The organism is Pseudomonas sp. HS-18, assembly GCF_020401845.1.
Classification (GTDB): Bacteria; Pseudomonadota; Gammaproteobacteria; order Pseudomonadales; family Pseudomonadaceae; genus Pseudomonas; species Pseudomonas nitroreducens.
This window is the reverse complement of sequence record NZ_CP084413.1, coordinates 415,635-431,629: the sequence shown is the minus strand read 5'-3', so window position 1 is coordinate 431,629 and position 15,995 is coordinate 415,635. Positions and strand designations below refer to the sequence as shown.

18 protein-coding genes are annotated in these 15,995 nt (G+C 65.7%); 9 read left to right on the top strand and 9 right to left on the bottom strand.

The genetic code is table 11. The features are described 5' to 3' along the window. Position 1 precedes the first annotated feature (1 nt). Complete coding sequence (locus tag LDJ84_RS02020; protein ID WP_226045835.1) at positions 2–355, bottom strand: hypothetical protein; 354 nt, start codon at positions 353–355, stop codon at positions 2–4. A gap of 107 nt (positions 356–462) precedes the next feature. Between LDJ84_RS02020 and LDJ84_RS02015 the strand changes: the two genes are divergently transcribed. Next, entirely contained in the window at positions 463–1,458 is a 996-nt protein-coding gene (locus tag LDJ84_RS02015) for a hydrolase (RefSeq protein WP_169889069.1), read from the top strand. Positions 1,459–1,540: 82 nt separating this feature from the next. Further along, the gene (locus LDJ84_RS02010; RefSeq protein WP_037008099.1) at positions 1,541–1,957 is read left to right on the top strand and encodes a GNAT family N-acetyltransferase; all 417 of its coding nucleotides are present in this window, start codon (positions 1,541–1,543) and stop codon (positions 1,955–1,957) included. A 7-nt stretch (positions 1,958–1,964) separates the two neighbouring features. Here LDJ84_RS02010 and LDJ84_RS02005 read toward each other — a convergent pair whose 3' ends face one another. Then, a complete protein-coding gene (locus LDJ84_RS02005) occupies positions 1,965–2,618 on the bottom strand; it encodes a TetR/AcrR family transcriptional regulator (protein WP_024767431.1) in 654 nt (217 codons plus the stop codon). Between the two features lie 266 nt (positions 2,619–2,884). Here LDJ84_RS02005 and LDJ84_RS02000 point away from each other — a divergent pair, with 266 nt between their 5' ends. From LDJ84_RS02000 to LDJ84_RS01975, 6 genes are all read left to right on the top strand, one after another. Then, positions 2,885–4,315: a coniferyl aldehyde dehydrogenase gene (locus LDJ84_RS02000; protein ID WP_226045834.1), complete on the top strand. Its 1,431-nt coding sequence runs from the start codon at positions 2,885–2,887 to the stop codon at positions 4,313–4,315. Positions 4,316–4,350: 35 nt separating this feature from the next. After that, positions 4,351–4,896, top strand: a complete 546-nt coding sequence (locus LDJ84_RS01995) for a twin-arginine translocation pathway signal protein (RefSeq protein WP_226045833.1) — start codon at positions 4,351–4,353, stop codon at positions 4,894–4,896. Between the two features lie 39 nt (positions 4,897–4,935). Then, the gene (locus LDJ84_RS01990) at positions 4,936–6,525 is read left to right on the top strand and encodes a GMC family oxidoreductase (protein WP_226045832.1); all 1,590 of its coding nucleotides are present in this window, start codon (positions 4,936–4,938) and stop codon (positions 6,523–6,525) included. Positions 6,526–6,769: 244 nt separating this feature from the next. Further along, positions 6,770–7,249, top strand: a complete 480-nt coding sequence (gene coaD / locus LDJ84_RS01985; RefSeq protein WP_024767001.1) for a pantetheine-phosphate adenylyltransferase — start codon at positions 6,770–6,772, stop codon at positions 7,247–7,249. A gap of 134 nt (positions 7,250–7,383) precedes the next feature. Continuing rightward, positions 7,384–7,635, top strand: a complete 252-nt coding sequence (locus LDJ84_RS01980; RefSeq protein WP_024767002.1) for a YfhL family 4Fe-4S dicluster ferredoxin — start codon at positions 7,384–7,386, stop codon at positions 7,633–7,635. A gap of 123 nt (positions 7,636–7,758) precedes the next feature. After that, the gene (locus tag LDJ84_RS01975) at positions 7,759–9,462 is read left to right on the top strand and encodes a gamma-glutamyltransferase family protein (RefSeq protein ID WP_226045831.1); all 1,704 of its coding nucleotides are present in this window, start codon (positions 7,759–7,761) and stop codon (positions 9,460–9,462) included. 11 nt (positions 9,463–9,473) lie between these two features. Here the strand turns inward: LDJ84_RS01975 and LDJ84_RS01970 are convergent, their stop codons facing one another. From LDJ84_RS01970 to nudE, 6 genes are all read right to left on the bottom strand, one after another. Then, positions 9,474–11,321 (bottom strand): Na/Pi cotransporter family protein, encoded by a 1,848-nt coding sequence (locus tag LDJ84_RS01970; RefSeq protein WP_065086230.1) that lies wholly within the window; start codon positions 11,319–11,321, stop codon positions 9,474–9,476. 73 nt (positions 11,322–11,394) lie between these two features. After that, positions 11,395–11,733, bottom strand: a complete 339-nt coding sequence (locus tag LDJ84_RS01965; protein WP_024767004.1) for a hypothetical protein — start codon at positions 11,731–11,733, stop codon at positions 11,395–11,397. A gap of 83 nt (positions 11,734–11,816) precedes the next feature. Beyond that, positions 11,817–12,395, bottom strand: a complete 579-nt coding sequence (locus LDJ84_RS01960) for a lysophospholipid acyltransferase family protein (protein ID WP_024767005.1) — start codon at positions 12,393–12,395, stop codon at positions 11,817–11,819. A gap of 95 nt (positions 12,396–12,490) precedes the next feature. Beyond that, positions 12,491–13,303, bottom strand: a complete 813-nt coding sequence (gene mutM / locus LDJ84_RS01955; protein WP_054907793.1) for a bifunctional DNA-formamidopyrimidine glycosylase/DNA-(apurinic or apyrimidinic site) lyase — start codon at positions 13,301–13,303, stop codon at positions 12,491–12,493. Positions 13,304–13,336: 33 nt separating this feature from the next. Continuing rightward, positions 13,337–14,155: a 3'(2'),5'-bisphosphate nucleotidase CysQ gene (gene cysQ / locus LDJ84_RS01950; RefSeq protein ID WP_141678545.1), complete on the bottom strand. Its 819-nt coding sequence runs from the start codon at positions 14,153–14,155 to the stop codon at positions 13,337–13,339. Beyond that, positions 14,155–14,721 (bottom strand): ADP compounds hydrolase NudE, encoded by a 567-nt coding sequence (nudE, locus tag LDJ84_RS01945; protein ID WP_037015903.1) that lies wholly within the window; start codon positions 14,719–14,721, stop codon positions 14,155–14,157. Before nudE ends, cysQ begins: the two co-directional genes overlap by 1 nt. Positions 14,722–14,847: 126 nt before the next feature. Here nudE and yrfG point away from each other — a divergent pair, with 126 nt between their 5' ends. Further along, positions 14,848–15,510, top strand: coding sequence for a GMP/IMP nucleotidase (yrfG, locus tag LDJ84_RS01940; protein WP_024767009.1), 663 nt, complete (start codon positions 14,848–14,850; stop codon positions 15,508–15,510). Positions 15,511–15,556: 46 nt separating this feature from the next. On the opposite strand, the gene lysM is transcribed toward yrfG, so the two are convergent. Continuing rightward, the gene (lysM, locus tag LDJ84_RS01935) at positions 15,557–15,994 is read right to left on the bottom strand and encodes a peptidoglycan-binding protein LysM (RefSeq protein WP_037018714.1); all 438 of its coding nucleotides are present in this window, start codon (positions 15,992–15,994) and stop codon (positions 15,557–15,559) included. Position 15,995: the final 1 nt, after the last annotated feature.

Here is a 15,995-nt window from a genome sequence, read left to right as displayed (position 1 = left end):
GTCAGATGGATTTGCCGATGTCGACGGAGCTGACGCGGGTCAGCTCCACGCCATCCACCACCATTTTCCACTGGCTGCCATCCCGATGAGGCGGCTTCGACACCTTGAAATGGGTATCGAGGAACCCGACACCCACGGTAAACCCATCGGCGTCATAGCTCTTGATCGGCGCCTCGATGGAGCGCGAGCCGCCACCCGAAAGGCGCTTGTAGGCAACACGCCCATCCGCCGTGATGAGCAAGCTCATTTGCGCCGAGCGCCAATCCCCGACGTACGACTTGTGATCCTGAGGCACCGGCTCGCCACAGGCCACCAGCCAAAACGCCAGGCTCAGCGCCGCGATTTTCTTCCACATGCCTCCCCTCCTTTTCATGGGTGCGCCGCGCCGAGGGAGTGCAAGACATCCATCGCGGGGCTGACTTGGCGTTACTATCGCAGCTTGTCCGCCCCCATTGCTCAATGATGACCATACTCTCCCCGTTCAAACCCGCCTGGTGGCTACCCGGCCCGCACCTGCAGACCCTGTATGGCTCGCTCCTGCGCCAGTTGCCCAGCCTCCAGCGCACCCGCGAGCGCCTGTGGCTGGAAGACGGCGACTTCATCGACCTCGACTGGCACGGCCCGCACGAGGCGGATGCGCCGCTGGTGCTGGCGCTGCATGGGCTGACCGGCTCGTCGTCCTCGCATTACATCCTCGGCCTGCAGCAGCAACTCGCCGCGCAGGGCTGGGCCAGCGTGGCGCTGAACTGGCGCGGCTGCTCGGGGGAATCGAACCTGTTGCCGCGTGGTTATCACTCCGGCGTCAGCGAGGATCTCGCCTCGGTAGTCGCCCATGTTCGTGCCAAGCGGCCGATGGCGCCGCTCTATGCGGTGGGTTACTCGCTGGGCGGCAATGTGCTGCTCAAGTACCTGGGCGAATCCTCGGATAGCTGCCCGCTGAAAGGCGCGGTCGCGGTGTCGGTGCCGTTCCGCCTCGACCAGTGTGCGGATCGCATCGGCATCGGCTTCTCCAAGGTCTACCAGGCGCACTTCATGCGCGAACTGGTGGCCTACGTGCAGACCAAGCGCCAGGCCTTCGCCGCCGGCGGCCACGCGGAAAACCTCGCTGCGCTCGAGCGCCTCGGCCCGCTGGACGGCATGCGCACCTTCTGGGACTTCGACGACCGGGTGACCGCGCCGCTGCACGGTTTCGCCGATGTACACGATTACTACCGGCGCGCCTCCAGCCGCTATTACCTGGGCGGCATCCGGGTGCCGACGCTGGTCATCCAGTCCAGCGACGACCCGTTCATCCATGCCGACAGCGTGCCGCAGCCGGACGAGCTTTCCGCGTCGACGCAACTGGAGCTGCTGGCCCACGGCGGCCACGTCGGCTTCATCGGCGGCTCCCCCGCGCGCCCGGACTATTACCTGGAGCGCCGCATCCCGCAGTGGCTGCGCGAACGACGCGAAGCCTGACTGCGCTGGATCAGCCCAGCAGAACGGGAATGAGGCAGACTGAAATTGCACCAGGAAGGAAACGCCAGAAAGGAGCGCCGCCATGCACGACACGCCGCTGACGATCCTGCACAACCCGGCACTGAGCGACGCCCAGTGCGCCGGTATTGCCTCGCTGTACCGCGCCGTGGGCTGGGGCTCCCCCGGCAGCACCGCGGAACTGCGCGATCTCTATGAATTCTCCAGCTACTTCCTGCTGGCCCTGGACGGCGACCAGGTCCTCGGTCTGCTGCGTGCGGAAAGCGAGACGGCGCAGACCACCTGGCTGGCGGAGATCGCCGTGCTGCCAGGCTTCCAGTCGCGCGGGATAGGCCTGGCGCTGATGGCGCGCTTCCTCGCCGACCACCCGAACCGCACGCTCTACACGGACGCCACCGAGGGTGTGGAAGAGTTCTTCCTGCGCCATGGCATCGCCCTGCGGCGACCTCGGGTACCGGGGCCGCGCAAGATCGACGCCTGAACGAAACTCAGTCTTCCAGAGGCACGTACAACCGGTCGAACACCGCCGCCACCGCCTCGCGGAACGCCGGCGAGATGTGGCCGCTTTCCAGCGCCAGCACCTGGTAGATGCCGCGACGCATCAGCGCTTCGCTGAGGTCGCTGGCCACCTCGCGGGTGGTGCACAGGTAGCGCACCCAGGAGGTGAGGATGATCCAGGCGTTCAGGGTCAGCGCTTCGAGCTGCGGTTCGTCCATCTGCAGGATGCCGGCATCGACGAAGCCGCGGTAGATCGCCTTGGCGTTGTCCATGGCGCGACGAGCGAAGGTGCGGTAGGCAGCGGCCAGCTCCGGGTCGGAGTCCAGCAGGTGCTCCAGGTCGCGGTGCAGGAAGCGGTAGTGCCACATCGCGGCGAGCAGCGCCTCGAGGTAGAAGGTCTTGTCCTCCACCGTCAGCGCGCGGCCCTCGGGCAGATGCAGGAACTGGTCGACGTGGCGTTCGTACTCGGCGAACAGCTGGGCGATGATCACCTGCTTGTTGCGGTAGTGGTAGTAAAGGTTGCCCGGCGAGATGCCCAGGTGCGCGGCGATGTGGTTGGTGGTGACGCTACGCTCGCCCTGGGCGTTGAACAGCTCCAGGCTGGCCTGGGCGATGCGGTCACGGGTATTGATGCGTGGTGCCATTCGCGAAACTCATCGAAGCGGATTGCAGGGTCGTTTTGCCCGGTGCGGTGGACGCCAAAGGTACACCGATTGCTACCGCGTAACACCCAAGGCGGCCCGCCCAACTTTTCGTTGGCTGGGTCTGATGGCGCGAAAACGGCATGCTGATTGACACTCTAGAGCAATTGCTCTAAAAAACCAGCGACAGTATAAAAACGCGAAGCATCCGAGATTCCTGTGTGAATCCCCGGAAAGCTTCCCCACCCGCTTCCGCCCAGGAGCCCGTCATGGTTGCCGATATCGCCTACCTGCAGCAGACCCAGCAGCAGATCAGCCAGCTGGAAACCCTTCTCGAACGCCAGCGCCAGGCCTATCGCGCGAACCCGATGCCGGACGCCGGCCAGCGCATCCAGTGGCTGAAGAGCCTCGCCAACCTGCTGGTGACCGAACAGAAGGCGATCATCGACGCCATCAACGCCGACTTCAGCAACCGTTCTGCCGACGAAACCCTGCTCGCCGAAGTGCTGCCCAGCCTGCACGGCGTGCACTACGCCACCAAACGCGTGAGAAAGTGGATGAAGCCCTCGCGCCGCAGCGTGGGCATGCAGTTCATGCCGGCCTCGGCCAAGGTCATCTACCAGCCGCTGGGCGTAGTGGGCGTGATCGTGCCGTGGAACTACCCGCTGTTCCTCGCCATCGGCCCGCTGACCGGGGCGCTGGCCGCCGGCAACCGGGTGATGATCAAGATGAGCGAATCCACCCCGGAATCCGCCCGCGTGCTGAAGGATCTGCTGGCCAAGGTCTTCCCCGAGGACCTGGTCGCCGTGGTGCAGGGCGAAGTGGATGTCGGCGTCGCCTTCTCCAAGCTGCCTTTCGACCACCTGCTGTTCACCGGTGCCACCAGCGTCGGCAAGCACGTGATGCGCGCCGCCGCCGAGAATCTCACCCCGGTGACCCTGGAACTGGGCGGCAAGTCGCCGGCCATCGTCTCGGCCAGCGTGCCGATGAAGGACGCCGCCGAGCGCATCGCCTTCGGCAAGTCGCTCAACGCCGGGCAGACCTGCGTGGCACCGGACTACGTGCTGGTGCCGCAGAACCGCGTCAACGAGTTCGTCGAGAGCTACCGCCAGGTGGTCCAGGGCTTCTTCCCGACACTGGAAAACAACCCGGACTACACCGCGATCATCAACGAGCGCCAGCTGTCGCGCCTGAACGGCTACCTCGCCGACGCCCAGGCCCGCGGCGCCACCGTCATCCCGTTGTTCCCGCAGGCCCAGGGCCGCCGCCTGCCGCAGGCGCTGGTGCTGAACGTGACCGACGAGATGAAGATCATGCAGGAAGAGATCTTCGGCCCGCTGCTGCCGGTGATCCCCTACCAGACCCTCGACCAGGCGCTCAGCTACGTCAACGAGCGCGATCGGCCGCTGGCCCTGTATTTCTTCGGCTATGACAAGCGCGAGCAGGACCACGTACTGGCGCAGACCCACTCCGGCGGCGTGTGCCTCAACGACACCCTGCTGCACGTCGCCCAGGACGACATGCCCTTCGGCGGCGTCGGCCCCTCCGGCATGGGCCACTACCACGGCCACGAAGGCTTCCTGACCTTCTCCAAGGCCAAGGGCGTATTCAGCAAGCCGCGCTTCAACGCTGCGCGGGTGATCTACCCACCCTACGGTAAATCGCTGCAGAAGCTGGTCTACAAGCTGTTCATTCGCTGACCGGCACCCTCCAAGACACAGGCGGAAAAACAAGAATGACAGACACCTCCCTGAGCGCGCCGGGACTCTCCCGGCGCGGCGTGCTCAAGATCGGCCTGCTGGGCGGGGCCTTCCTCGCCACGGCGGGCGTTACCGCCAGCCTCAGCGGCTGCTCCGCCAGCACTCCGGCCAATGGCTTTGCCGTGCTGCGCGATTCCGACCTGCCGTTCCTGCGCGCGCTGATCCCGGTGATGCTGGCCGGCGCCTTGCCCGCCGAGCGCATGGCCGAGGCGGTCAAAGGCACCCTCCAGAGCCTGGACAACAGCCTCAACCACCTCTCCCCGGAAATGCTCAAGCTCACCGTGCAACTGTTCGACGTGCTCGCCCTGCCGATCACCCGCGGGCCGCTCACCGGCATCTGGGGCAGCTGGGACAACGCCAGCGCGCAGGATGTGCAGAACTTCCTGAACCGCTGGCAGAACAGCTTCATCTCCCTGCTGAAGATGGGCCACAGCTCGCTGCTGCAACTGGTGATGATGGCCTGGTACAGCCGCCCGGAATCCTGGGGCCACTGCGGCTACCCCGGCCCGCCGAAAATCTGATTTCGCCAGAACAACAAGAATTCGCCTGAGAGATTTCCGATGCCCGTACCCGATCTGTTCGCCGAGGGCCTGGCCCGCGGCTGGAAAGTCCACAATGGCTCGCGCCTGGACAAGGACCTGACCCTGGAGGCCGACGTGGTGATCGTCGGCACCGGCGCCGGCGGCGGCACCACTGCCGAAACCCTCAGCGCCGCCGGCTACAAGGTGCTGCTGGTGGAAGAAGGCCCGCTCAAGACCAGCAGCGACTTCAAGATGCAGGAAGCCGACGCCTACCCGAACCTGTACCAGGAAGGCATCGGCCGGATGAGCAAGGACGGCGCCATCACCATTCTCCAGGGCCGCGCCGTGGGCGGCACCACCCTGGTCAACTGGACCTCCAGCTTCCGCACCCCCGAGCCGACCCTGGAACACTGGGCCAAGGAACACGGCGTGAAGGGCCACAGCGTCGCCGAAATGGCGCCCTGGTTCGAGAAGATGGAACAGCGCCTGGGCGTCGCGCCCTGGATCATGCCGCCCAACGCCAACAACGACGTGATCCGCAACGGCTGCGAGAAGCTCGGCCTGCACTGGAAGGTCATCCCGCGCAACGTCCGTGGCTGCTGGAACATCGGCTACTGCGGCATGGGCTGCCCGACCAACGCCAAGCAATCGATGCTGGTCACCACCATTCCGGCCACCCTGGAGAAAGGCGGCGAACTGCTGTTCCTCGCCCGCGCCGACCGCCTGCTGCTCGACGGCAACAAGGTCAGCGGCCTGGAATGCTCGGCCATGGACGAGCGCTGCGTCGCCCCCACCGGCCGCAAGATCACCATCAAGGCGCGTCACTACGTGCTCTCCGGCGGCGGCATCAATACCCCGGCGATCCTCCTGCGCTCCAAGGCGCCGGACCCGAACGGCCGCGTCGGCCAGCGCACCTTCCTGCACACGGTGAACTTCAGCGCCGCCCTGTTCGACGAAGTGATCAACCCGTTCTACGGCGCACCGCAGTCGATCTATTCCGACCACTTCCAATGGGACGACGGCGCCACCGGACGCATGTCCTACAAGCTGGAAGTACCGCCGCTGCAACCGGCGCTCAGCGCCACCTTGCTCGGCCGCTTCGGCGAAGACAATGCGCTGCGCATGGAGCAGTTGCCGCACACCAACGTGATCCTCGCGCTGATGCGCGACGGCTTCCATCCGGACAGCGCAGTGGGCTCCGTCAGCCTGCGCGGTGACGATACCCCGGTGCTCGACTACCAGATGACCGATTACACCTGGGACGGTATCCGCCGCGCCTTCCACACCATGGCCGACATCCAGTTTGCCGCTGGCGCCAAGGCCGTGCTGCCGCTGCACGCCGACGCCGGCTACGTGAAGACTGCCAAGGAAGCACACGAGCTGATCGACAGCCTGAGCCTGGAGCTGTACCGCACCCGCCTGGGCAGTGCCCACGTGATGGGCGGCTGCGCCATGGGCGAGGACCCGACGCAGTCGGTGTGCGACAGCCTCGGCCGCCACCACCAGCTGGAGAACCTGTCGATCCACGATGGCTCGCTGTTCCCCACCAGCATCGGCGCCAACCCGCAGCTCTCGGTCTACGGCCTCACCGCGCAACTGGCCGACGCCCTGGCCAAGCGGCTGGGTTGACGCTCCCTGCGCAATTGCTCTTCGTAGGAGCGAGCTAGCTCGCTCCTACCTGGTTTGCCGCGCAAGAATCCGCGCACGGGCTCTGGCACGGGGCTTGTGCGTGACTCATGGGTCTCTCGCCGCCAATCTCAGGTAGTCCGCTCACGGAAGCACTACCAAGGTCGCTTGGCCCCACGGACATGCTGCGTTACCATCCGCCCGCTATTGCACCCGCCTGCCAACAAGAGCCGACCAGGACGCCGCGATGAATCGAGTGTTGTACCCGGGTACCTTCGACCCCATCACCAAAGGCCATGCCGATCTGGTCGAACGCGCCTCGCGACTGTTCGACCAGGTGATCATTGCCGTCGCCGCCAGCCCCAAGAAGAATCCCCTGTTCCCGCTGGAACAGCGCGTCGAGCTGGCCCGCCAGGTCACCTCGCACCTGCCCAATGTAGAAGTCGTCGGCTTCTCCACGCTGCTCGCGCATTTCGCCAAGGAGCAGAATGCGAACATCCTGCTGCGCGGCCTGCGCGCGGTGTCGGATTTCGAGTACGAGTTCCAGCTGGCCAACATGAACCGCCAGCTCGCACCCGACCTGGAAAGCATGTTCCTCACGCCGTCGGAGAAGTATTCCTTCATCTCCTCCACCCTGGTGCGCGAGATCGCGGCCCTGGGCGGCGACATCACCAAATTCGTCCATCCCGCGGTGGCCAGCGCCCTGGCCGAGCGCTTCAAGCGCTGATCCGCACGCCGCCAAGGATGGCGGTTTCCGTCAGTTGACTCCCTGACTGCGTGCACTGCGCGCGCCGATACGGCACAATTTCATCCTTGTTGCTACCGATCGCCATGGCAGCCGCCCTGGTTGGAGTTGTATCGATGTCCCTGAAAATCACTGACGATTGCATCAACTGCGACGTCTGCGAACCCGAGTGCCCCAATGCCGCGATCTCCCAGGGCGAGGAGATCTACGTCATCGACCCGAACCTGTGCACCGAATGCGTCGGCCACTATGACGAGCCGCAGTGCCAGCAGGTCTGCCCGGTCGACTGCATTCCCCTCGACGAAACCCATGTCGAGAGCAAGGAAGAGCTGATGGAGAAGTACAAGAAGCTCACCGGCAAGGCCTGACTTCGCGCGATTCGACACTTTTTCATTGAGTTCTCACAAACCTGCGGCGCCGTGGATTGTCTATCCTCCACCTTCGCCCCATTTGGTTTTCCAGCCGGCAATGCCGGCGGTTCGTGAGATGCCATGTCCTCGTTGAACTCCCGCTCCCGCGCCTCCCTGCTCAGCTTCTGCAGCCTGCTGCTGCTCAGCTTCGCGCTGCACGCCGCGGAACACCCGGCCCAGGCCAGCGTCGCCACGGCGCATCCGTCCGCCACTGTCGCGGGCCTTGAAACACTCGCCGACGGCGGCAACGCCTTCGACGCCGCCGTGGCCATCGCCGCCGCGCTGGCGGTGGCCGAACCCTACGGCTCAGGCCTGGGCGGCGGCGGTTTCTTCCTGCTGCGCAAGGCCGGCAGCCCGCCGACCTACCATTTCATCGACGCCCGCGAGCGCGCCCCGCTGGCCGCTCACGCGCGGATGTACGAGCGCAACGGCAAGGTCGATCCGCAGCTGTCGCTCAACGGCCCTCTGGCCGCCGGCATCCCCGGCCTGCCCGCCGCCCTGGCGGACATCACCAGCCGCTACGGCCGCAAGACCCTGGCGAACAACCTGGTGCCGGCGATCCGCCTGGCCACCGATGGCGTGTCCATCGACCGTGTCTACATCGACCGCGCCTCCTGGCGTCTCGACGCGATGCGCCAGGACCGTGAGACCGCACGCATTTTCCTCGACCAGGGCAACCTGCCCGAGGAATACAGCCTGATGCGCCAGCCGCAACTGGCCAACACCCTGGAGAAACTCGCGCGCTATGGTCGCATCGGCTTCTACGAAGGCGAGACCGCGCAGAAGCTGGTGGAAGGCGTGCGCGCCGCCGGTGGCGTGTGGAGCCTGGAGGACCTCGCCAGCTACCGCACCGTCGAGCGCCAGGCGCTGCGCTACCCGCTGGCCGACGGCAAGGAACTGATCAGCGCCCCGCCGCCCTCCGCCGGTGGCGTCGCCCTCGCGCAGAGCCTGGGCATGCTGCAGCAGCTGCCCTGGCAGAAGGCCGAACCCGTGCAGCGCGTCCACTACGTCGTCGAAGCCCTGCGCCGCGCCTACCGCGACCGTGGCCTGCTGGGCGACCCGGACCGCGTCGCCAACCCGGTCAACCAACTGCTCGCACCGGATTACCTGAAGCGCCTGGCCGCCGGCATCGATCCGCAACGCGCCACGCCCAGCTCTTCGCTGCCACCCGCGCCCGCCTGGCGCGAGGGCGATCACACCACCCACTTCGTGGTAATGGACGCCGACGGCAACGCCGTTGCTGCCACGCTGTCGGTCAACCTGCCCTTCGGCGCGGCCTTCACCGTGCCCGGCACCGGCGTGCTGCTCAATGACGAGATGGACGACTTCGCCACCGACGTCAGCGGCGCCAACGCCTACCAGTTGGCCGGCAGCCAGGCCAACGCGGTGGCCGCCGGCAAGCGCCCGCTGTCGAGCATGAGCCCGAGCTTCATCGAAAGCCCCACCGAGCTGGCCGCCTTCGGCACGCCCGGCGGCAGCCGAATTCCCAGCATGGTGTTGCTGGCGATGCTCGATTACCTGGACGGCAAGCCGGTGCAGCGCTGGGTGTCTTCGCCGCGCTACCACCACCAGTTCCTACCGGACGTGATCGAGCACGAACCACGCGCCTTCAGCGCTGCCGAAGCGGCCGACCTGCAGCGCCGTGGCTACACGCTCAAGGATGTGGGTCGCGCCTATGGCAACCAGCAGGTCCTGCTGTGGAACAAGAAGTCCGGCGAGGTGCAGTCCGCCAGCGATCCGCGCGGCATCGGCCTGGCCACCGAACTGGCGGCACCGCTGCGCTGACCAGGGATTCCTCAGGGCAGGATGAGGCCGGGCGCTTCGGCCTCGCCCGGCTCGAACAGGCCATGTTCGGTGCCCAGTTGCAGCACATTGCGCAGGCTCTGGATGATGCGGCTGACGTAGCCCAGATCGTTCATCAGCGAGCTCATCTGCAGGCCATCCAGCTCGTGCCGGCGCACCGCAGCGAACAGACGCTGGCGGAAGGCACCGTCGAATTCGGCGGCGCTTTCGTCGAGCAGCTGCAGGCGTGCCGCCAGCGCCTCTTGCGGTAGATCGCCGCCAATCAGCGAACCCAGCGCACGTACTTCCCGCAGCATCGAGATCAGATGCCGGCGCAGCTCGACATAGGTATCGCGCAGCACCGAAGGCTCGCCCTGCAGAGCCTGCCCCAGGTTCTTCTGCAGATGCTTGGCGTCCTTCACGGCATCCACCAGCTGTAGCGCCACCACCTGGCAGGACAGCCAGAAGCGCTGGTGTTCCTCGTCCAGAGGGACTTCGAGGCGCCCCATGAAGCTCAGCAGATCGCCATAAACTCCCTTGATATGGCGCTGGTAGAGCACTTCCGCGCCCAGCGCATGGCGGTCGGGCGCCGCGCGCAGTTCGTTCTCGTCGATGCGCGGCTGGCTGAGCATGTCCACCGGCAGGTAGAGCGCGTGGCAGATCACCTCGATGCTCAACCGACCGAGGTGTCGCAACTCCTGGAGTACCGCGCTGGCAGCGGCATCGGCGGAATCCAGCGCGCGCTCGTTGAGGTAGCGCGCATGGGTGCGCTCGATGCTCGGCATGGCCGGCGCCATGTCGGTGATCAGCACGGCCGGCTCCTCCACTTCCGGCAACCAGCGCACCAGGGCATTGGCCAACGCGCCCTGCAATGGCCAGAACAACGCCACGCCCATGCCATTGAACAGCGTATGGAACAGCGCCAGCTGGATCATCGGGTTGTCCGCCAGGCCCAGCGGCGTCACCAGCCAGTGCACCAGCCAGGTCAACGGCGACAACAGCAGGAAGGCCAGCACCCCGGTCACGACATTGAACAGTACATGGGCCAGCGCCAGCCGCTGCCCGCTGCGATTGCCGCCCAGGGAGCCGACGAAGGCCGTGGTGACGCTGCTGCCGACGTTCGAGCCGATGGCGATGGCCAGGCTCTGGCCCAGCTCCAGTTGCCCGCCGGCCAGGGCTGCCAGGGTCAGCATCAGCGTGGCGTGGCTGGATTGCAGGACCACGGTGATGAGCAGGCCGAAGGTCACGAACAGCAGTGCGCCGAGCATGCCTTCGGCACGCAGCTCGCTCATGTCCATGGCATCGCCGAAGCTCTGGAAGCCTTCCTTGATCTGGTCGATGCCCAGGAAGATGAAGGCGATCCCCAGCAGGATGCGCCCGGCGGCCTTGCTCTTGGCGCCGTTGAAACCCAGCAGGATGCCGAACACCAGCAATGGCAGCGCCAGCGGACTCAGGCTGAGATTCTGCCCGGCCAGTGCCAGCAGCCAGATACCGCTGGTGGCGCCCAGGTTGGCGCCGAACAGGATCGCGATTCCCCCCGCCAGCTGGATCAGCCCGGTGCTGATGAAGGCGATGGTGAGCAGCGAAACCAGTGTCGAGGATTGCAGCAGGAAGGTGCCGAAGAGGCCGAACAGCAGGCTCTTGCCACGCGTCGCGGTGCTCTTTTCCAGCCAGCGTTCGAGTTGGCTGCCGGCAAGATCGCGCAGCCCTTCTTCCAGGCACTGCATGCCGAACAGGAACAGCGCCAGGCCCGCTCCCAACTGCAGCAGGCCGGCACTGGACCAGAAGGTGTAGCCCAGGACTATAGCGACCAGCAGCAGAAGCAGCGGACGCAGGTGCTTCTTCAGGCCGCTCAGGTTCATGGTCTACCCACAGGACTCACCCGGCAAGCCGGGCCGGCGAGGCGGCCAAGCCGCCCCGGAACGGGACGACGGATCAGTCTTTCTTGTAGCCGCTGGTGGTGCAGCCCAGGCAGCGCACGAAGGCGGCCTTGCCCGGATCGACGACCAGCGCCTGGCCAGCTTCCTTGATATTGCCGCCGGCCGCGCTGAATGGCAGGGTCACCACGAAAGCAGCGGTGCCCACCACGGTGGCGGCGATCAGCAGCGGACGAGCGAAAATCAGGTCGCCCATCATCGCGTAGGCCGGCGGGGCCTCTACGGTGTAGGTCGGGTCGCCACTGACGTTGCTCACCGCGTCCTGAGCAACGGCCGGCAGCACCGAGAATGCGCAGGTCAGTGCCATTGCAGTGGCGGTGGTGCGGAACAGGTTCATGGAAGGAAGTCCTTTTTTGTTTAGTTGGGCAGGCAGACTGCCATAACTATAACAGCGCTCCATGACTTGTCGCGTGACAGCCTTCAATCGCCGAAGAATGCGTATTCCGGCTTTTTCGGTACGAATGGCCGGTAAAAGGCCTGCATCCGCCGAAGGTCCCCTGACTCGTCGCCGGTGGGCCAGAAAGGTTCGCCGATCACGATGCGCCGGCCGGGATAATCCAGCGCCGCCAGGACGATGGGGACACCCGCGCCACGGGCGATGTGGTAGAAGCCCATTTTCCAGCGCTCGACCTTACGGCGCGTACCCTCCGGGGAGAGGATCAGCATCATCTCGCGGTTGTCGCGGAAGGCCTGGATTGCCTGGTCCACCGTATTCAGCTTGAGGTGCCGCTGGATCGGGATGCCGCCCCAGCGGCGCATCAGAGCGCCGAAGGGCGCGCGGAAGAGGGTGTGCTTACCGAACCAGCGGGCGTTCAGCCGCAGCACGAACTTGACCGCGAGAAACAACACGAAATCCCAGTTGGAGGTGTGGTGCGCGCCGATCACCACGAACTTGTCGAGTGGCGGCAACGCGCCTTCGATACGCCAGCCGGCCACGCGCAGCATACTGTGGCCGAGTGCCTCGGCGAATGGGTTGCGGGGCAGATAGTTACCGGACATGAATCACCTGTAGCCCCTTCGTCGGGGGCCATTGTTGTTATGGCAGAAGGTGGAGTGGCAGATCGGGGCGGCAGCTTAACGGCAGCCCCGCGGCCTCAGCGTTGGCAGCGCGGACAGTAGACGCTGGCGCGCTGGCCGAGGCGCACTTCGCGCAGGGTCGAGCCGCAGACCTTGCAGGGTTCGCCACCGCGCCCGTAGGCGAAGAGTTCCTGCTGGAAGTAGCCGGGCTGGCCGTCGCCGCCGACGAAATCGCGCAGCGTGGTACCGCCGCGCTCAATGGCAATGGCAAGGATTCGCTTGATCTCCTGGGCAAGCTTCACGTAGCGCGCCCGCGAGATGGTCCCCGCCTCGCGGCGCGGGTCGATGCCGGCGGCGAACAGCGCCTCGGTGGCGTAGATGTTGCCCACCCCGACCACCACAGCGTTGTCCATGATGAAGGGCTTCACCGCCATGCTGCGGTTGCGCGACAGCTGGAACAGTCGCTCGCCTTCGAAGGCGTCGGTCAGCGGCTCCGGGCCCAGGTGGCGCAGCAGTTCATGTTCCAGCGGCGTCAGACTCCAGAGCAGCGCACCGAAGCGGCGCGGGTCGGTGTAGCGCAGCGCCATGCCTGATTCCAGCTCGATATCCACATGCTCGTGGCGCGCTGCCGGCGTGCCGCACTCCACCAGGCGCAGGCTGCCGGACATACCCAGGTGGCTGATCAGCGTGCCCACTTCGGCATTGAGCAAGAGGTACTTGGCACGCCGCTCCACCTGCACGATGCGCTGCCCGGACAGACGTACGTCGAGGTCCTCGGGAATCGGCCAGCGCAAACGACGCTCACGGACGACCACGCGGCTGACGCGCTGGCCTTCGAGATGGGGCGCTATGCCCCGGCGGGTGGTTTCGACTTCAGGTAATTCGGGCATGGATCACTACTGCGTAGGAGCTTTTCTGTAGGTTCAGTCCAGCGCGCGGGCCAGCTGGATCAGATCGTCGCGCCATTCGGCCGCCTTGGGCAGCGCCAGGAAGGACTCGTTGAGAAAACCTTCCCGCGCCTCGTAGGTAAAAGGCTCGCCCTTGGTATCCAGCACCTCGCCGCCGGCGCCTTCCAGCACACCCTGGGCGGCTGCCGTGTCCCACTGGCTGGTTGGCGCCAGGCGCGGGTAGCAGTCCGCCGAGCCTTCGGCGAGCAGGCAGAACTTCAGCGAACTGCCGATGTTGGCCAGGTTCAGGTCGCCAAAGCGCTGCGCGAGGCCGGACAGCAGGCTTTCCTGCTGCGGGCTGGAATGGCGCTTGCTGGCCACCACGGTAAAGACATCTTCCGGGCTGCTGCGTACCTCGATGGCCTCGGGCTCGCCGCCACGCTCTTCGCGCCAGGCGCCAAGGCCGGTACCACCGTAGTAGCAGCGGCCGCTGGCGGGGATACCGACTACGCCGAAGATCACGCGCCCGTGCTCGATGAGCGCGACGTTGACGGTGAATTCGTCACTGCCGGAAATGAACTCCTTGGTGCCGTCCAGCGGGTCCACCAGCCACCAGCGGCTCCACTGGGCCCGTTGCTCCAGGGGAATGTCGCAATCCTCCTCGGACAACACCGGCACATCCGGCGCCAGCGCGCGCAGGCCGTCGGCCAGCAGGCGGTGGGCGGCCAGGTCGGCGGCGGTCACCGGCGATTCGTCGGACTTGCTCTGGACATCCAGGTCGCCCTGCCAGAACGGCAGGATCACATCGCCCGCCTTATGCACCAGGTCGATCACGGCAGGTAGGAAGGCATTCATCACGGTTGGAACTCCCCTCGTTGGGTCAACAGGTCGCGCACCAGGTAGAGCGCGGCCAGGGCACGCCCTTCACTGAACTGGGCATTCTGCGCGAGGCTGGAGAGCTCGCGCAGGCTGATCCTGTCCACGCCCATGGGCTCGGGTTCGTCGCCGGGCAGCGATTCTTCGTAGAGGTCACGGGCGAGCACCACCTGGATGCGCTGACTCATGTAGCCGGGCGACAGAGACAGCTCGGTGATGTATTCCAGCTGACGGGCGCCGTAACCGGCTTCTTCCTTCAGCTCGCGGTTGGCGGCGTCGAGGATGTCCTCACCCGGCTCCACCAGGCCCTTGGGCAACGAAAGCTGGTATTCGTCGACCCCGGCGCAATACTCCTCCACCAGCACGGCGTGCTCGCCGTCGAGCATGGCGATCACCATCACAGCACCGTAGCCCTGCCCCTTGCCAACCAGGCGCTCGTAGGTCCGTTCGACGCCATTGGAGAAGCGCAACTGCAGCTCCTCGACGGCGAAAAGCCGGCTTCTGGCAACGATCTCTCGAGCGAGGACCGTGGGTTTCTGACGCATGGGGCGACTCCTGGGGGTGGCCGGGTCGGCTATGATAACCCGCCTTTTCCGATTCTCCGTGTCAGATATCGCGCCGATTCCGTCCATCGGCGGCGCAATTGCGACACCCTTTTGCGAAAGCCCAGCATGCCACGCCTGCCCTGGAACCGGATCGACACCGTCCTGCTCGACATGGACGGCACCCTGCTCGATCTGCATTTCGACAACCACTTCTGGCTCGAACACCTGCCGCAACGGTACGCCGAGCACCACGGCATCAGCCGCGCCCAGGCCGATGCCGAACTGCTGCCGCTGTTCCGTGACAACGCCGGGCTGCTCAACTGGTATTGCCTGGACTTCTGGAGCCGCGAGCTCAAGCTGTCGATCATGGACCTCAAGCGCGAGGTCGCCCACCTGATCGCACTGCGTCCGGACGCCGATTTCTTCCTTGCGCAACTGCGCGAGCACGGCAGGCGCGCGGTGCTGATCACCAATGCGCACCGCGATTCGCTGTCGCTGAAGATGCAACGAGTGGAGCTGGCGCCCTGGCTCGATCGGTTGATCAGCTCCCATGACTACGGCTTCCCCAAGGAAGACCAGCAGTTCTGGCAGGCACTGCGTGCGGACGTCGACTTCGACCCGGCGCGCAGCCTTTTCATCGACGACAGCCTGCCGATCCTGCGCGCGGCGCGGACCTTCGGCATCGGCCATCTGCTTGCAGTACGCCAGCCCGACAGCCGCCAGGGGCCGAAGGACACCGAGGAATTCGCTGCCCAGGAAGACTACCGGGCACTGCTCGAAGGCTTGTGAGGGGCGCAGAAACAACGAGCCCGGCACTGGGCCGGGCTCGGGGACATCACTCCGGAATCCGCAGCACCTGGCCGGGATAGATCTTGTCCGGATGACTGAGCATCGGCTTGTTCGCCTCGAAAATCTTGTTGTAGAGGTTGGCGTTGCCGTACTCCGCCTTGGCGATGGCGCTGAGCGTATCGCCCTTCTTCACGGTGACGAAACGCGCCTCGGCAGCCGGCGTAGCGACGGTGATGTGGTCTTCCACGCCCGACACGCCCGCGACGTTGCCCAGCGCCAGCAGGATCTTCTCCTTCTCTTCCTGGCTGGCCACTTCACCGGTGGCGATCACCTTGTCACCTTCGACGCTGACCTGGATGTTCGGGTTGCCCAGGCCCACCTTGGCGATGTGGTCCTTGAGCGATTCGGCGGCCTGCGCCTCCTGGCCCACGATGCTTTCCCACAGCTTTTCGCCGGCTTCCTTCACGAACGCAAAAATGCCCATT

Bases quoted from the DNA above. Each gene is read 5' to 3' on its own strand.
- LDJ84_RS02020 (WP_226045835.1), bottom strand. From the start codon at position 355: ATGTGGAAGAAAATCGCGGCGCTGAGCCTGGCGTTTTGGCTGGTGGCC.
- LDJ84_RS02015 (WP_169889069.1), top strand. From the start codon at position 463: ATGACCATACTCTCCCCGTTCAAACCCGCCTGGTGGCTACCCGGCCCG.
- LDJ84_RS02010 (WP_037008099.1), top strand. From the start codon at position 1,541: ATGCACGACACGCCGCTGACGATCCTGCACAACCCGGCACTGAGCGAC.
- LDJ84_RS02005 (WP_024767431.1), bottom strand. From the start codon at position 2,618: ATGGCACCACGCATCAATACCCGTGACCGCATCGCCCAGGCCAGCCTG.
- LDJ84_RS02000 (WP_226045834.1), top strand. From the start codon at position 2,885: ATGGTTGCCGATATCGCCTACCTGCAGCAGACCCAGCAGCAGATCAGC.
- LDJ84_RS01995 (WP_226045833.1), top strand. From the start codon at position 4,351: ATGACAGACACCTCCCTGAGCGCGCCGGGACTCTCCCGGCGCGGCGTG.
- LDJ84_RS01990 (WP_226045832.1), top strand. From the start codon at position 4,936: ATGCCCGTACCCGATCTGTTCGCCGAGGGCCTGGCCCGCGGCTGGAAA.
- coaD (WP_024767001.1), top strand. From the start codon at position 6,770: ATGAATCGAGTGTTGTACCCGGGTACCTTCGACCCCATCACCAAAGGC.
- LDJ84_RS01980 (WP_024767002.1), top strand. From the start codon at position 7,384: ATGTCCCTGAAAATCACTGACGATTGCATCAACTGCGACGTCTGCGAA.
- LDJ84_RS01975 (WP_226045831.1), top strand. From the start codon at position 7,759: ATGTCCTCGTTGAACTCCCGCTCCCGCGCCTCCCTGCTCAGCTTCTGC.
- LDJ84_RS01970 (WP_065086230.1), bottom strand. From the start codon at position 11,321: ATGAACCTGAGCGGCCTGAAGAAGCACCTGCGTCCGCTGCTTCTGCTG.
- LDJ84_RS01965 (WP_024767004.1), bottom strand. From the start codon at position 11,733: ATGAACCTGTTCCGCACCACCGCCACTGCAATGGCACTGACCTGCGCA.
- LDJ84_RS01960 (WP_024767005.1), bottom strand. From the start codon at position 12,395: ATGTCCGGTAACTATCTGCCCCGCAACCCATTCGCCGAGGCACTCGGC.
- mutM (WP_054907793.1), bottom strand. From the start codon at position 13,303: ATGCCCGAATTACCTGAAGTCGAAACCACCCGCCGGGGCATAGCGCCC.
- cysQ (WP_141678545.1), bottom strand. From the start codon at position 14,155: ATGAATGCCTTCCTACCTGCCGTGATCGACCTGGTGCATAAGGCGGGC.
- nudE (WP_037015903.1), bottom strand. From the start codon at position 14,721: ATGCGTCAGAAACCCACGGTCCTCGCTCGAGAGATCGTTGCCAGAAGC.
- yrfG (WP_024767009.1), top strand. From the start codon at position 14,848: ATGCCACGCCTGCCCTGGAACCGGATCGACACCGTCCTGCTCGACATG.
- lysM (WP_037018714.1), bottom strand. From the start codon at position 15,994: ATGGGCATTTTTGCGTTCGTGAAGGAAGCCGGCGAAAAGCTGTGGGAA.